Source organism: Psychrobacter glacincola (assembly GCF_965118485.1).
GTDB classification, from domain to species: domain Bacteria; phylum Pseudomonadota; class Gammaproteobacteria; order Pseudomonadales; family Moraxellaceae; genus Psychrobacter; species Psychrobacter glacincola_D.
Genome location: NZ_CBCPJH010000002.1, coordinates 169,251 through 185,601 on the forward strand (window position 1 = coordinate 169,251; position 16,351 = coordinate 185,601).

Consider the following 16,351-nt stretch of genomic DNA (forward strand, 5'->3'; position numbering starts at 1 on the left):
GCGTTATCTAATCCTGTTAAATGAGTATGACTATAAATACAAAAAATCCAGCTTATAGGCTGGATTTTTTTATTAAATAAGCGCTTGAAAAATCACTTATTTACTCTGGAACCAAGTATCCGCTTTGCTACGAGCGCTAGCGATATCAGCAGTTGATAAGTTCAATGCCAATTGACCGATTTTGCCACGGGCTTTGTTACGGACTTTTTCATCAAGCATACCGTCACGTGCAGCCAAATCGTACCATTTATAAGCATCGACTAGATTTTTTTGCTTCTCATCTAGTAAGGCAAGGGTATAGCTGGCACGGTTATCGCCACGCATGGCGGCTTTTTCTAACCAACCGCGTGCTTGTTGTAGGTTAGGCTGTACGCCTTCGCCGCGCAAGTACATGATGGCTAAGTTAAGCTGAGCAGGGGCAACGCCTTGCTGAGCTGCTTTGGTATACCATTGAACGGCTTGTTGGGTATTTTTGGCAATACCTTCGCCTTTTTGCAAACGCTTGGCTAGGTAAAATTGAGCGTGGTCATTACCTTGAGCCGCGCGATTAGATAACTCACTGACAGGCATTAACTCAAAACGTGAGGTATCAAGTGGCACGTTTGATATTAACTCAGCGTTGGCAAGACCTGCACAAGAAAACAATGCGGTAAACAACGCAGCTTTTAATAATTTCATAGCAGCTCCAAAATTAGGCAGTTAATAAGCAAAGAGTTGACCCGTTAAACATTTTCTCGCTAAAGCTGAAGATAGTTAAACGGTGATAACAATTAGGCGATATCTTGCAGTGACTACTGACCTAATTATTAGCAATATAATTTATCGTTTTATGTGGCAATAGCGGTCAATCAAGCTGACGAACGGTCATTATCAGGGTGCGATTGACACTATTTTGCTAGCTTAACACCCAAACTTACGAAACTCAAATACTAATTACATGATTTAATGCTTAGTTATACCTCATTGTCCTCAACAAAATCATAGAGTTACTTAAGCGTAAGAATAGTTTAATACTAGATTAAGGTTAAAACTATGTTTATGAACATCAATATCGTTTTTGATAAAGGGTAAAAATTATCGATATTAATTAGGATTATTCAGGTTTTTGTTTGCTAACCCTATAAATTGCTACATCTGCTAATAGATTGGGTGCTTGTCTTATCAAAGCTGTCATTAGCGCTGAATGCGCATTTTCAGAATCACTAACCGCAAAGCGATTGATGATATGAATATCATGCTGCGCGCACAGCTTCTCAAAATCTTTAAAGGTACAGAGATGAATATTTGGGGTGTTGTACCACTCATACGGCAATGCTTCTGAAACTGGCATAATACCTTTTAAACCCAAATGTATACGGTTTTGCCAATGAGCAAAGTTTGGAAAGGTAATCACCGCTTCACGTGCAACGCGCAACATATCAAGCAAGAGCAGGTCAGGTGACTTCACTGCCTGTAGCGCACGTGCCATGACCACGGTATCAAAGCTATTATCGGCAAACCGTGCTAAGCCATCATTCAGGTCTTGCTCGACAATGGATAAACCATTGGCAATCGCCTCATTGATTTTTTCCTCGTCAATCTCAAGTCCATAGCCGGTCACGCCACGATTTTGCTGTAAATGTGCTAGCAGCTCGCCATTACCACAACCTAAGTCGAGCACGTGTGAGTGCGGGGCAATCCAGCGCTCAGCCAATTGATGATCCATTCTCATGAGTGCACTCCTGATTCTTTTTGGCTATTTTTGCTTTTGTTGTCAGTCATAAAGGGTGCATTTAGAAAGCCTTTAACAGCGCCCATATAACGCGGAATATCAAATAAGAAGGAGTCATGGCCGTGCGGCGCATCGATATTGATGTAGCTAACGGGTTTGGCGGTCGCCATCAGCGCATCGACAATCTCTTGCGAGCGCTCAGGGGCAAAACGCCAATCGGTAGTAAATGACACTACTAAATATTGGCATTTAGTATGAGCAAAGGCGGCTTTAAGTGCGGTAAGTTCTTGGTAATTGCTGTCTTCAATACTGTTTATATCAGTACTGTTGGTTAGAGTTTCTATTAATTCATCTTCGGTATTATCAGCTTTTACCGAATCACCAATAGAGTTTGCTAACGATTCTGGCTGCAACGTAGACAGGTCTGTAGCAGACTCTGATGGATAATCCCGCGTCGGGTCAAAGTAATCTAGCGCTTTGGTCATGAGCAAATAGGTATTAGCATCGAAATTTTCACTAAAGCGTTCGCCTTGATAGCGCAGATAACTTTCGACTTGGAATTCAACGTCGTAGCCATACATAAACTTGCCAGATTTTAAATCACGCCCAAACTTGGCTTTCATCGCATCGTCAGTCAGATAAGTGATATGCCCAACCATGCGCGCAAGGATAAGCCCACGACGAGGATAAGTACCTGCCTGCAAGTAGCGCCCTTCTTTAAAATCAGGGTCTGATAAAATAGACTGACGTGCGACTTCATTAAAGGCGATGTTTTGCGCGGAGAGCTTTGGCGTACAGGCAATCACCACACAGCGTTTTAATCTATCTGGATAGTCCACTGCCCATTGCAGCGCTTGCATACCACCCATTGAACCGCCGACGATGGCATGCCAAACATCAATGCCTAAGCGGTCTGATAACATTGCTTGGGTTTTGACCCAATCTTTGATAGTGACCAGTGGAAAGTCAGGTCCATATACTTGTGCGTCACTGCCATCAGGATTTATCGTCGTTGGGCCGGTAGAGCCAAAACAGCTACCGATGTTATTAACGCAAACAACAAAAAATCGATTGGTATCGATGGACTTATTAGGTCCAATCATATTGTCCCACCAACCGGCTTTTTTATCATCATCGTTATGAAAACCGGCGGCGTGATGGCTGCCTGATAAGGCATGGCAAATAAGAACAGCGTTTGACTTGTCACTATTGAGCGTACCATAGGTTTCGAATATCAAATCAAATGAGGGCAAAGTGCGGTTGCACTCTAAGGTTAATGGCTCAGCGAAATGGAAAGTCTGTGGCGTAACAATGCCTACTGAATTCAATGATTCATTAGTATTACCTGCATCTGTGGTATTTGTTTTATCTGTAGCGGACTGGTCAGTGGTATTATCAGAGCGTGCGTTCAAAGCTACCTCACAAGACAACAATCATCAATAAAATAAAAAGGATACTATGTCGCTGGATTGTTTGATCGACATGGTTTTTTTAACGGTTTTTATCTACACGGCTTCTTTGGCAATGTGCTTGCCTATTGTAGGGCGATGCGCATATGAGTACAACCTTCAAGCGCAGTCTTTTACACTTAGTTTTTATATCATTTAGCCAATTGGAAAAATGATATGTCATTGCTATAAATTTAGGCGCAATCGACGTAGGCAAGTCGCAATAACTGCGTGTCAAATTGTATAAAGGTGCTTTTGCAATGCGTTATGAAGGGTTAAAATGCTACACTAAGCGCATGCTTGTTTAATATTGTCTTAACAATCTTTTATCGAGCTTTTCTAATCAACTTAATTATAAAACAGGGCTGCTATGAAACCTGAACTGCCTCCCCGTATTGCTGTCTTACTTGTCAACCTTGGTACACCAGATGAGCCGACTGCGCCTGCCGTCCGTCGTTATCTCAAGCAGTTTTTGTCAGATCCGCGCGTCATTGAAATTCCGCAGTTCTTATGGGCAATTATTCTCAATCTGTTTGTGCTGCCAAGTCGCCCCAAACGAGTAGCAGAAGCCTATGCCAGTATTTGGGATGGCGACTCACCGATGCGTAATATCCTTAACAGTCAAGTTGAGATGTTACAGTCGCGTTTAACGGAAAGTGCAACGCCATTTCGCGTCTCTGTCCACGCGGCGATGAGCTATGGTAATCCAGGTTTGCCTGATGTAATGGACAAGTTGCGTAGCGAAGGGGTTGACCATTTTGTCATGTTACCAGTATTTCCGCAGTATTCAGCGACATCAACGGGTGCTGTTTACGATGCGATGACCAAATGGTCGCTAAAGCAGCGTAATTTGCCCAATATGACGATAGTTAAAGATTACTTTGCTCATCCTTTATACATCAAAGCCTTGGCAGATAGCATCCGCCGCTTTCAGGCGGTACATGGCAAACCTGAAAAGCTTATGTTTAGCTTTCACGGTATTCCTCAGCCTTATGCCGATAAAGGTGATCCGTATCCAAGACGTTGTAAATGTACCGCCGCACAAGTCGCTCATGAGTTAGGATTAGGACCTGATGAATGGATTATCAGCTTTCAGTCGCGCTTTGGTAAGCAAGAATGGGTTAAGCCCTATACCGATGTGGTACTTAAAGACTGGGGTAAGTCGGGCGTGCGTTCGGTACAGATTCTTAGCCCTGCATTTTCGGCAGATTGCTTAGAAACCTTGGAAGAATTGGCGATCGAAAACCGCGAAACCTTCCTTCATGCAGGCGGGCAAGAGTATCATTATATTCCAGCGCTCAATGCTGATGAAGCACATATAGACTTGTTGGAAGCAATGAGTGCGCCATTGGTAAAAGGTTGGGTGGGAACGCTAGATGGTTGGGCGTAAATACTCTAAACCTATAAACACTAAATAAATAATCAAAAAAATACCGAACATTACGTTCGGTATTTTCTATGCATAATCTTATAAAGTGAATACCTTATCAATCATTATCATTGCTTAATTTTGCCGCATCTCTGTCAGCGATATTGACAATATCGGGGTAGTTTCTGTCATCTAGATGGTCTTCGACTAGCAACTCATCAATGCGTGATTCATCAATATTTTGATGGTGTACAGGTGTTAGACCTTGGGTCGCATCACCACCAACTTGCGAACTTCTAAATCCTGTATCCTCTTCAAATTCATCTTCATCGATGACATGTAACATAGGATTGTCTAAATCAACTTGTTGGTTCTCTTGATCATCATTATTACTGTTATCAAGATTATCAGGATCATCAAGACTGTCATCGCTTTCGATATGAGTCATTTCTTCTGGTAGTGGGGTTTTTGAGTGTTCCATATTGTTATCCTTAGTTTTTATAATTAATAAGCCTAGTAGTGTTTAAAAGGTAGACGTATCGCTATTTTGTCCGCTTATCTCCATTGCCTCTAGTAGTAAGGTGTCACAGGATGTTAAAAATATGTAAGAAGTAGCCTTTTTATAGTCAAAAAAACGGCTACCTAATTTGGTAGCCGTTTAAATATTCTGATGTGAATTCTGTAGCTTATAATACCGCTTTATTTGGTACCGATTTTACTATTGATAAAGCGCATCAAGGAGTCAGGAGCGACTTGCGATGCTGTATGTAGCATTTTCGCGGGAAAGCCAATAGGATAGTGAGTCCGTGACAGCTTACGATTTGGCTGAGCGCTTAGTTTGCACAAAGTTTTAGCCACATCGTCAACGGTAAGGTTAATACCTAAACGGTCGATACTGGTGACACTGATGTCTTTGGTCATATCAGATTTCACCCATAATGGCATCACATCAATAACCTTTATGCCCAGTTCAGCGTATTCGATATTTAGCCCTTCAGTTAAACCGCGTACAAAGAACTTACTGGCAGAATAAGGCGCTACTTCAGATTGCCCATAAATCGCTGAGGCAGAAGAGACGTTAATAATTTTGGCATTTTTACTATCCGCTAAATACGGCGCTAACTTATGACAACCGATAAGCACGCCTTTACAGTTGATATCAATTAATGACAATTGCTTATCCAATTCAGTATTGGGCAACGCGCCACTTACCAATACGCCAGCATTATTAATCAAGACATCAATACTATCAAAGTTCTCTAGCATATGGTCGATGGCAGTATCCCACGCTTCAGGGTCAGTGACATCTAGATGACCATGAACCAGACGATTGTCTTTGAGTGCTTTTTTAAAGGTTTTATCATTAATCGCACGCTCAAGCTCAAGCGTATCGATATCAAAAAGACCGACGCTATGACCTTTAGCGAGCAGTCGTTTTGCTGTCGCTAGGCCGATACCGCGTGATGCACCTGTAATGAGTATATTCATAATGACTCGCTTAATAATTGGTGATGAATGATGCCTAAAAAATGCACTAATTTTTAGTATAGCAAATTATCTAGCAAAAGTTAGCGTTAAGACAAACGCTATCCTGACCAGTCATTGCTATGCTTGACATGATGAATAGCCTTTATCAGCTGATAATTTTTCTTCAAATACTAGCGGTTTAAAACGCCATAAGTAGGTCAAAGCAATCGCATAAACGCCCGTTTCTGCAACTTCTTCAACGATCTCTCCCAGACCTTGAGGAATCATAATGGCATTTTCGCCCATATATTCTAATAATGCTAATCCGACTATCATAAGATATAAATAAACGGGTACCGATTTTAATACTGCCCACAGATAACGCCATGTATACGCTAGTAAACCGATAATAAGCAGATAAGTGATAAGTAGAACCGCATCTTCCCACCAGTCATAAGAGTGATTTAGCAGTGAAAAATCGCTGGCAATCAACAGCTCGGGTAAGTAGTTTAACTCACGACGAATCACTGCAAAAAATGTCAATACGGATGCCAGCCAAAAATAAAGACCTTGCTTGCTCTTACTCTGTAGAACGTACTGCGTGCAACGTAATATACAGACTATCAGTAAGATAATCCCGGGGATTTCGATAATGCCATCTGCAGCCAAAATAAGCGCTCCTGATTTTTAGAATAAAAAAAGTGAGCGCGGCGGCTCACTTTAGACTAAAAGGTAATTTGTGAAGGAATAAGATAGGTTTATTATACCAACAATGATAATACGCGACTGTTTTTTTAGTTTGCGCTACCAGTGTCAAGTATCTTAAATAGCATTAAGTTTATAAAATTAATTAAAACCTTCTAAGGGATTAATGCGCCTCATCCCAATTTTGACCGCTGTCCGTCTCAACCAATAGCGGCACTGCAAAGTTGACGTTCCAACCTTTTTCAACCGCCGTCGCTGTTAAGACATCTTGCATGGCATCAGTAATCAATTGGCTAATTTCATCGACCTTATCGGTATCGACTTCAAACACTAGCTCATCATGTACTTGTAGGAGCATTTTTGCTTGTTGCTTTGGTAGTACTTTGTCGACGGCAATCATCGCCAGCTTAATCAAATCAGCAGCTGAGCCTTGTAATGGCGCATTAATCGCCGCCCGCTCAGCGCCTTGCTTAACCATACGATTACTATGATTGATATCAGGGGTGTAAAGCTTGCGACCCAATATTGTCTCGACATAGCTATGCTCATAGGCACTGGCACGAGTATTAATCATATAGTCTTTGACACCAGGGTAGCGCTCAAAATACATATCGATATAGTCTTGCGCCTCACTACGGCTCATCTGTAACTGCTTGGCAAGTCCAAAAGCGCTCATACCATACAGCAGACCAAAGTTAATGGCTTTGGCGTTACGGCGCTCGGTAGCAGTAACGTCAGCGACATCCTTGCCAAGTACTTCGGCAGCCGTAGCGGCATGAATATCTAGCCCTTCGTTAAAGGCGCGGGTTAAATTCTCATCGCCTGAGAAGTGTGCCATGAGACGCAACTCAATTTGTGAATAATCCGCTGCTAATATTACGCGACCTTCTGGAGCAATAAAGGCTTGGCGAATCAAGCGACCAGTTGCGGTACGAATCGGAATATTTTGCAAATTGGGATCAGTCGAAGATAAACGCCCTGTACTGGTTAATGCTTGGTGATAGCTGGTATGCACACGGTCAGTCTCGCTATCAGCGACATTATCAAGCGCATCGGTATAGGTGCTTTTAAGTTTAGAGAGTCCGCGATACTCTAAAGTGATATCAACTAATGGGTGGTCAATTTTTGACAATACTGCTTCGCCGGTAGAATATTGACCGGATTTGGTCTTTTTGCCACCCGGAACGCCCAACTTGTCAAACAGCATTTCGCCAAGTTGCTTCGGTGAGCCTAAGTTAAATTCTTCGCCTGCCACGTCATACGCGCGTTTTTCTAACACAATGATTTCTTCGTCAAAGCGCTTGGACAGCTCGTTTAAAAATGGACGCTTAATTAAGATACCATTTGCTTCCATTTGGCAGAGTATTTCAGCAGTTGGAACCTCAAGCTCATGTAGCAGCTTAGCGTTATTGGCATCATCAGCAAGCTTTTGACTAAATAGCTCGAATAATTGATAGGTGATATCAGCATCTTCACAAGCATAGTCGCTAGCAATATCAATCGCTACTTGATCGAAACTTACTTGCTTAGCGCCTTTACCAGCGACATTCTCAAAGCTGATAGTTTGAGTTTGCAAATAATGCCGTGCTAAATCGTCCATACCGTGACGGGTAATCGCCGCGTTAATGACGTAGCTGGCAAGCATAGTATCCATCGCCCAGTTATTCGGACGCTCGTGTATAGAACCAACTAGATCGATATCATAAAGGCTGAGAATATGGGCATCGTATTTTAGATGCTGACCGATTTTACCGATATTTGGGTTTTCTAAAATAGGCTTTAAACGCGCTAATACCGTATCGCGGTCGAGCTGATTTGCCGTTAATTCGTCGCCTTCTAGCGCATGGGTTAGTGGTATATAATAAGCTTCGTGCGCTTGTACAGCAAAAGACAAGCCGACCAATTTAGCCTGACGCCAATAAACACTAGTTGTCTCGGTATCAATAACGAAATGCGGCGCAGCTTCTAATAACTGAATCAAGCTGTCGAAGGCAGGCTCGTCCAAAATAGTATGCCAAGCTCTATCGTGACTTTTACTATCGGTGATATCATTAATGGCGCTTGATTGGAGGGATTTAGCGATTTGCGCTTGTGATTCAGTATCAGCCTGACTATGGGCGACACTTTGAGCTCCATTAGCTGGATGATTGGGGTGATCAAGCGATGCCAGCTCGTTTCTAAATTCAAGCTCATTATATAAATCACGCAATTCATCTATATGGGCACAAGGATCGGTATTTATTTTTAAATCTTGCCAGTCTTGACCAATGTCTAAATCAGTGACGATGGTCGCCAGCTGCGCATTGAATGGAATATCATCGGCATATTCGACCAGATTCTTGCCCGCACGTCCTTTAATATTGGCGACATTTTTGAGCATATTGTCGATATTGCCATATTCATTGAGCAAGTCTTTGGCGGTCTTTTTACCGATACCGGGCACGCCTTTGATACCGTCAGAGGAATCACCCATCAAGGTTAAAAAATCAATCATTTGCTCAGGATTGATACCGAATTTTTCGACCACACCAGCGCTATCAGTAACTTTACCCGTAAAGCTGTCTTCTAATATCACGCAGTCATTAATTAGCTGCATCATATCTTTATCACCGGTCGATATGACCACGTGATGCCCTTCGGCGACTGCCCGATAGGCAAGCGTACCAATAATATCATCTGCCTCCGCGCCTTCAATGCGTAGTAATGGAATCCCAAGAGCGGCGACTAAACTGTGGATATAAGGAATTTGTTCAGCAAGCTCGATATCCATTTTTGGACGATTGGCTTTATAGTCTTCTGACATCGCATGGCGAAAGGTTGGTGATTTGGTATCAAAACAAACCGCCATATGGGTTGGATGATAGCGACGCATCAGCTTTAGGAGCGCATTAAGTGTGCCGCGTATGGCATTTGTGACTAGCCCTTGCGAATTTTGCATGGTTTTTGGTAGCGCATGATAGGTGCGAAACAGATAATAAGAGCCATCGACCAAGATAAAAGGTGGCTGGTTTTTGTCCACATGGCTAGTATCCATCGTCGCCACATTGGGCATCGTCGCAAAGTTCGGTAGCGTATTTGGATTGATGGGCGAGTGGGAGTTGTGATCGTTAGCAGTCATAGAAAGTCACTTATTAAATGTTGAGCAGCAAGTATTTGGTAGCAAGTATTGAATAAAAAGATACCTTCATTATAACGATAAAAGCGCTGTGTGCCGAATGGATGATGAACGAATAAAGTGAATAAAGCAGATAGAGAGTTACGATGTGGACGATTTCAAACGCCAGACAATAAAAAAAGAACCCAGATCAACTGAGTTCTTTTTTAAGTTTAACAGCACTATAAATATCAAAGGTTTATTTTACTTCTGATGTCACTTCGCTATCGACATTACCGTGAGTCGCTTTAGAATATGGGCAAACTTTATTGGCTTTTTCTACCAATTGCTGGAATTCATCAGCAGACAATTCTGTATTTTCACCAATTACGTGAATATTAACTGCTAATTTAAAATCTAGACCGTCGCCTTTCATTAAATCTACCGATACTTCAGTCGTAGAGTCAAATTTCGCTTTTTCTGCCCCTTTGACTGCAGCAAGTGCACCATCAAAGCAAGCAGCATAGCCCATGGCGAATAGTTGCTCTGGGTTATTACCATCTTTACCAGAGCCAGGTGCAACCATATTAATGGTCAAGTCGCTGTCTTGCAGGCTAGCGCTACCGGCACGACCGCCAGTTACAGATGCTTTAGTAGAATATAGGGTTTCCATGATTTATCCTTTTATATGAATTATTGTCTATCATTTTCTAGATAGTGTTTTTTAAGTCTTGTTATAGCTAGTTTTAAAATAGCCCATTTAGCATAACAGACCATAAGCTTCGACATGCATTGCCGCGGTAAAAGTATGGTATAAATTTGTAATTTAGATTTCGACATTCAATAACCAAAGTGTCAATCTGCTATAACTCATAGTTACAGTAGGGTAAACTAGGTGCATAAAATTATATAGAAAACAGATGAAAAATCGATTCAATCATTTTGAGAATAAGGATTCCCTACAGTGAATAAATTAATAATGACACCTATTGCACTTTCGTTATTGGCGTTCGCGCTGACGGGCTGCGGTGAGGGTGAAGACGCTATTTTTGGTTCGGGCAGTAGTAATGAGCTGATAGTAAGCAGCTTTGAAGGTAACGCTAACAATATCGCGCGTATCAATGAAAAATACCGCACAGGAGAGCATAATAGCGAAGTTGTTAATATTATAGGGAATTATAGTAGCCAAGGAACTAATACGCTCGATAAAACAGTTTTGCTGAACAGTTTTGAAGGAACACTAGAAAATAGATATATTGAGGTGAATGGCCTTACGGTCAAACGTCCTATTTATCTTAAGAATAGCAATACTGTTGTAGATTATAAAATTACTTATAATAAAGTGGATTTATCAGGACGCAAAGCTGATAGCTATAAAGCTGGAAACAATACAAAAAACAGCTCTGGTATTCGTACCGCTTTAAATACTTACTCAGAAATCTCAGCTAATAACGTTAATATTGCCTTTCCAGAGGGTTCTATCTGTTATATACCAGCAACCACCAGCGAGCGTGAGTTTTTAGCCTTTAATGCCAAAAACGAAACCAGCTATCGAACGCTTAATGACTGGCTTAATGTCGCGAAAAATCGCTTTAACGACAATCGTCCATCGCAAACCAAAGAAGGCTTTGGTGTAGGAATAAGTAATCGTCAAACAGCGTCACAGATTAAGTTCTTTGCTACAAACAATGATGCGGAATACATTTACAGTGCTGTTGTCTATGCCTACAACACCAGTAACCGTATATACGAGACTGATTATGTTGCGAGTGGCACAACTGGACCGAACGCAAATGAACGTAATGGATTAGTTGATTGTACACTTTACAATGATGTTGCCGCTGACTTTTTAGCAAAAGAAATAGCAGATAGTTATAGAAAATAAGTTCGTTATAATAATGCTTGAAACATATTAAGTAATCGAAATTGAGGTGATAAAGTAGTTAGATATACTACTTTATCGCCTTTTTTATTGTTTTATTGTACTGACTTTCATCTTGATAAAAGTCAGCAAAAATAGCATCTTGACTGTAAATCCGCTACAATACGCGCATCAAAATTCATCATATTTAATATTATCTCTTTTATTATATCTTGCTATTTTTCTTTCAAAATTTAACGATAAGTTACTCATTATGAGCGTAGATCCAAAGAAATTAAATAAAGAAGTTGCCAAACGCCGCACCTTTGCCATCATCTCGCATCCTGATGCTGGTAAGACGACGATGACCGAAAAATTGCTACTATGGGGTAAAGCGATTCAAGTAGTAGGCGAGGTCAAAGGTCGTAAAACCGACCGCCACGCGACATCAGATTGGATGAGTATGGAGCAAGAGCGTGGGATTTCTATCACGACATCAGTGATGCAATTCCCGTATAAAGACCATATGGTTAACCTGCTTGATACCCCGGGCCACGCCGACTTTAGTGAAGATACTTATCGTACTTTAACTGCCGTCGACAGTGCGCTGATGATGGTTGATGGCGCAAAAGGCGTCGAAGAGCGTACCATCAAATTGATGGAAGTGTGCCGGATGCGTGATACACCTATCATTTCTTTCGTTAATAAACTCGATCGCCAAATCCGTGAGCCGCTTGAGCTGCTTAGTGAGATTGAGGCGGTTCTGAAGATTAAATGTATTCCTCTTACGTGGCCGATCGGTATGGGTCAAGATTTCGTCGGTGTGTATCACCTGACTGAAAATAAAACCTATTTTTATGAGAAAGGTCATGGTGGTGATATGACGGTCGCTGAGACGCGCGAAGGCTATGATTATCCTGATATCCGTGAGCGCTTAGGCGCTTTAATGTTCGCCTCGTTTGAAGAATCTCTTGAACTTGTACAAATGGCACTAGAAGAGTTTAGTGTGGAAGCGTTCTTAGCGGGAGAGATGACGCCCGTATTATTTGGTACGGCACTGGGTAATTTTGGTGTCAATATGGTACTTGATACGTTGGTAAAATACTCACCACCACCAAAAGCGCATCCGACCAATGAGCGTGAAGTGGCAGCGACAGAGACAAGCTTTAGTGGGTTTGTCTTTAAGATTCAGGCCAATATGGATCCGCGCCACCGTGACCGTATTGCTTTCTTGCGTGTCTGCTCAGGTAAGTATGAAAAAGGTATGAAGATGAAACATGTGCGTCTGGGTAAAGACGTACGTATCGCTGATGCTTTGACCTTTTTGGCAGGCGATCGCGAAGCATTAGAAGAAGCTTATCCGGGTGATATTATCGGTTTGCACAACCATGGCACCATCTCTATCGGCGATAGTTTCACGGAAGGTGAAGAGCTGAACTTTACCGGTATTCCGCATTTTGCGCCTGAACTGTTCCGCCGTGTTATCCTAAAGGATCCGCTCAAATCTAAAGCGCTGCAAAAAGGGCTACAGCAATTGAGTGAAGAGGGCGCAACACAGGTCTTTATGCCGCAGATTAATAACGACTTAATTTTGGGCGCGGTTGGTGTACTACAGTTTGAAGTAGTTGCCCATCGCCTTAAAGAAGAGTACAAAGTCCAATGTATCTTTGAGCCGGTATCAATTGCGACAGTACGCTGGATTCATTGTGATGATGAAGTAGCGTTAGCGAAGTTTAAGCGTAAAGCCCATGACCAACTATCGCTAGATGGTGGGGGTCATCTGACTTATCTTGCGCCATCACGGGTGAACTTACAGCTGATGCAAGATCGCTATCCTGAAGTGACCTTTAGCAATACGCGCGAGCATTAAAATCAGTTGGTATTCACGACATTTTCAATATTAAAAGACACGTTATCGTGTCTTTTTTATTGGCTTATCAAATAGCATATTATTACTTTTCATCACTATGATTGAAGCAAAAACACAAACAGTGTTCCTACAATACAAGGCGAATGTTACGGTAGAATATCAATAAACCTTATCTGTATATTAACGAGACTCTATGAAAGCTGCACTCCAAACTCATACTAGTAAGTCAGAATTTTTCAATCAATTGGCTCTGAGCGCTGGCAAGCTGCGTCTAGTATCTCTGTTAAGTGGTGCAATGCTGTTTGGCACCTTAAGCATTTCAGCACATGCTGGCAGCCTCTTTAGCAGCACAGAATATCTGGACTATCAGTTACCCGACAAGGTGCAAGAAAGCTGTACAGCGCGTGATAACTGTCCTAAGATTGAAGTTAAATATTTAAAGACCAATCACAAGTGGATCAATGATATTGCCAATCAGCGTATCAATACTTTGGTTGTTAATAGTAAACCATCTGAATCTGCGCCTATCACTATCAAGGCCACTCCAACCGCTGTCAAAAGCGCCCTTGATGGTTTTGTTACCTCACAGCTTAATGAGCTACCGAGAGACAGTGCATTTGCCTACAGCCTAATGATGACACCTGAATATGTGGGTCATATCGGTGATTTTGAGACGTTCGAGATAAGCTCTTATGTCTTTACTGGCGGCGCACATGGCATGCCGTATAGCGAATACTTAGTATTTGATCAAAAGACCAAAAAGCAGGTAAAGCTAGCAGATATGCTGCAAAGTGGTAAAAAATCACAGTTTAAGGCGCTTGCCTATAATGCTTATAAAGACTGGGTAAAAACGGTCGATAAAGATGCTAAAAACTACGAGAAAAACTGGCCATTTACTTTAAGTGATAACGTGACATTGACGGATAAAGGCGTTGATATTCGTTATCAGCATTATGCTATTGGTCCGTATGCTTATGGTATGCCAGTGCTTAGCATTCCTTATAATAAGCTTGGCGGTATCATAAAACCACGCTTTATTCCTCAATAAAAAAGCTATAAATGCCTCATATAATTTAACGCATCATTTAATAAAAAGTATTTAATTTTTAATAATAAATAAGGAGTCATCACATGACAAACGATACGGACAATATGAATGCCTTAGCAACCAACACATGGCAGCTAAATGCCTTAACAGAAGCACTTGGTGACTTAACATTAACGGTCACTGACAGCCTATCTGTAGGTCGAGGCAGTGATAACGATGTGGTGCTAGGTAGCAAGGAAGTGTCACGCAATCATGCGCAATTGAGTATCTTAAATGGTCAGCTATATGTAAAAGATCTGGCGTCGTCAAACGGTACATTTATCAATGATGAACGTATTGCCGCCAATGAATCGAAGCATTTAGCAACCAGCGATACACTAGGATTCGCCAGCTTCAGTTTTCAGGTTAGTGCCCCTGTTTCTACTATTGTCATCCATGAGCAAGTAGAGACTGATAAACCAACGTTGATGTTGAGCCCTGATATTGAGATTGCGCCTATTGTTGAAGCAGAGCCAGTGGTTAAAGAAACGATTATCACAGAGATCTTGGCTGTAGAAGCTGCGCCTGTTGCTGCTGTGCAAGCAGAACCAATGGATAGCGCCACTAAGACAGGTGGGCCAGTCATTAAAGAAACAGGTATTACTGATATATTATCCGCCGCAGATAAAGCTGAACCTGTACTCAGCGAAGTAGACTCTATTGCCGTTGAAAAATCAGATATGCCTAGCGTGGTTGCTCATCACGAATCAGTAGCAGAGCAGCCTATCATAGCTGATGAGCCTGTGATTCCCAATGAGGCCGTGCTACGTGAAGCACCTGTAACGGAGCCATTAGTAGGGACTGAATCAGCATCTACAACGTCTCCTATACATGAAACACAGATAATGCAATCAGCTGTTGAGCTGGAGCATGATAAAACCACCACAACTGTCTTGCAAGAAGAAGCGGATCCCGATGTACTGCGTGCAAAACAGGCAGCCACGTCACAGTTTTCGGGCACAGCCAATCTAGGTCAACCTCGCGATTTAGGTACCAAAGGCAACAATGCGCTCGATCAAGCGCTTGATAACCCTGCTAATACTGGAGAAGTTGAAAAGAAAGCAAGTGGCAGCTGGTTTATATGGGTGTTTATTGCCATTATTATTATCGGCTTAGCGTTATGGTTATTTAATACGGGCATGGTATAGGCAGTCTTTGATGATAAGGTAATACTAGTCATGTGCTGCCTAATGATAAAAGTGATTGTCAGCTCACTATAAAATCTTAGCAGCACATGATTGGCAAGTTTTATCTGTATTTATCGAACTTGCTATAACTTATCAGTATTAATAGCTTATGAATTTACATAATTATTTTGAGAATTAAGCAATAGATAGTGAGTAAAAAAGAAGCTAGTGCTTATATTCTTGGATTACAAAGTAGATAGTTTAATGAAGAATCATAAAATTGGTTGTTTAATCGTAATAAAAAATCTATTATAATCAAGTGCTTGGGATTTTTTGTTAAAATAAAGGCAAAAAAAGCAAAAAAGGGCTTGCGTCTGTCAAAATATTTGATAGAATAGCCACCACTTTGAGAGAACAAGCCGACTTAGCTCAGTTGGTAGAGCAACTGACTTGTAATCAGTAGGTCGCCAGTTCGATCCCGGCAGTCGGCACCATCTCTTTCAAAGTCGCTTTTTATGAATTTGCTTTAAAATAAAGTGATTTTATATCAAGCAATCTAGGTGGGGTTGGGGAGCGGTCAAACCCAACAGACTGTAACTCTGTCGCGAAAGC

General features: G+C 41.7%; 13 protein-coding genes and 1 tRNA gene. 6 read left to right on the plus strand and 8 right to left on the minus strand.

The genetic code is table 11. The features are described 5' to 3' along the window. Positions 1-96: 96 nt before the first annotated feature. The 3 genes from ACMHKH_RS01610 to metX all read right to left on the minus strand — a co-directional run bounded on the left by ACMHKH_RS01610 (position 97) and on the right by metX (position 3,039). The gene (locus tag ACMHKH_RS01610) at positions 97-678 is read right to left on the minus strand and encodes a tetratricopeptide repeat protein (RefSeq protein WP_413518938.1); all 582 of its coding nucleotides are present in this window, start codon (positions 676-678) and stop codon (positions 97-99) included. A 415-nt stretch (positions 679-1,093) separates the two neighbouring features. Next, positions 1,094-1,711 carry a methionine biosynthesis protein MetW gene (metW, locus tag ACMHKH_RS01615; protein WP_413518939.1) on the minus strand — a complete coding sequence of 206 codons (618 nt, stop codon included), beginning with the start codon at positions 1,709-1,711 and terminating at the stop codon, positions 1,094-1,096. Beyond that, positions 1,708-3,039, minus strand: coding sequence for a homoserine O-acetyltransferase MetX (metX, locus tag ACMHKH_RS01620; RefSeq protein WP_413518953.1), 1,332 nt, complete (start codon positions 3,037-3,039; stop codon positions 1,708-1,710). Before metX ends, metW begins: the two co-directional genes overlap by 4 nt. Before the next feature lie 490 nt (positions 3,040-3,529). On the opposite strand from metX, the gene hemH reads away from it, so the two are divergent. Next, positions 3,530-4,549, plus strand: coding sequence for a ferrochelatase (gene hemH / locus ACMHKH_RS01625; RefSeq protein ID WP_413518940.1), 1,020 nt, complete (start codon positions 3,530-3,532; stop codon positions 4,547-4,549). 97 nt (positions 4,550-4,646) lie between these two features. On the opposite strand, the gene ACMHKH_RS01630 is transcribed toward hemH, so the two are convergent. The 5 genes from ACMHKH_RS01630 to ACMHKH_RS01650 form a co-directional block, all read right to left on the minus strand. Next, a complete protein-coding gene (locus tag ACMHKH_RS01630) occupies positions 4,647-5,009 on the minus strand; it encodes a hypothetical protein (protein ID WP_413518941.1) in 363 nt (120 codons plus the stop codon). 218 nt (positions 5,010-5,227) lie between these two features. Continuing rightward, a complete protein-coding gene (locus ACMHKH_RS01635) occupies positions 5,228-6,016 on the minus strand; it encodes an SDR family NAD(P)-dependent oxidoreductase (protein WP_413518942.1) in 789 nt (262 codons plus the stop codon). Between the two features lie 117 nt (positions 6,017-6,133). Further along, the gene (locus ACMHKH_RS01640; RefSeq protein ID WP_413518943.1) at positions 6,134-6,664 is read right to left on the minus strand and encodes a hypothetical protein; all 531 of its coding nucleotides are present in this window, start codon (positions 6,662-6,664) and stop codon (positions 6,134-6,136) included. Between the two features lie 199 nt (positions 6,665-6,863). Next, a complete protein-coding gene (polA, locus tag ACMHKH_RS01645) occupies positions 6,864-9,818 on the minus strand; it encodes a DNA polymerase I (RefSeq protein ID WP_413518944.1) in 2,955 nt (984 codons plus the stop codon). Between the two features lie 235 nt (positions 9,819-10,053). Next, positions 10,054-10,467 (minus strand): Ohr family peroxiredoxin, encoded by a 414-nt coding sequence (locus ACMHKH_RS01650; RefSeq protein WP_413518945.1) that lies wholly within the window; start codon positions 10,465-10,467, stop codon positions 10,054-10,056. A 291-nt stretch (positions 10,468-10,758) separates the two neighbouring features. Between ACMHKH_RS01650 and ACMHKH_RS01655 the strand changes: the two genes are divergently transcribed. The 5 genes from ACMHKH_RS01655 (at position 10,759) to ACMHKH_RS01675 (ending at position 16,233) form a co-directional block, all read left to right on the plus strand. Next, complete coding sequence (locus ACMHKH_RS01655) at positions 10,759-11,679, plus strand: hypothetical protein (RefSeq protein WP_413518946.1); 921 nt, start codon at positions 10,759-10,761, stop codon at positions 11,677-11,679. Positions 11,680-11,929: 250 nt separating this feature from the next. Next, positions 11,930-13,525 carry a peptide chain release factor 3 gene (locus ACMHKH_RS01660; RefSeq protein WP_413518947.1) on the plus strand — a complete coding sequence of 532 codons (1,596 nt, stop codon included), beginning with the start codon at positions 11,930-11,932 and terminating at the stop codon, positions 13,523-13,525. Positions 13,526-13,718: 193 nt separating this feature from the next. Beyond that, on the plus strand, positions 13,719-14,573 hold the full coding sequence (locus tag ACMHKH_RS01665) for an RsiV family protein (protein ID WP_413518948.1): 855 nt from the start codon (positions 13,719-13,721) through the stop codon (positions 14,571-14,573). 83 nt (positions 14,574-14,656) lie between these two features. Further along, complete coding sequence (locus tag ACMHKH_RS01670; RefSeq protein ID WP_413518949.1) at positions 14,657-15,760, plus strand: FHA domain-containing protein; 1,104 nt, start codon at positions 14,657-14,659, stop codon at positions 15,758-15,760. A 397-nt stretch (positions 15,761-16,157) separates the two neighbouring features. Then, positions 16,158-16,233: transfer RNA gene (locus ACMHKH_RS01675), tRNA-Thr, on the plus strand. The last annotated feature ends 118 nt before the right edge of the window (positions 16,234-16,351 follow it).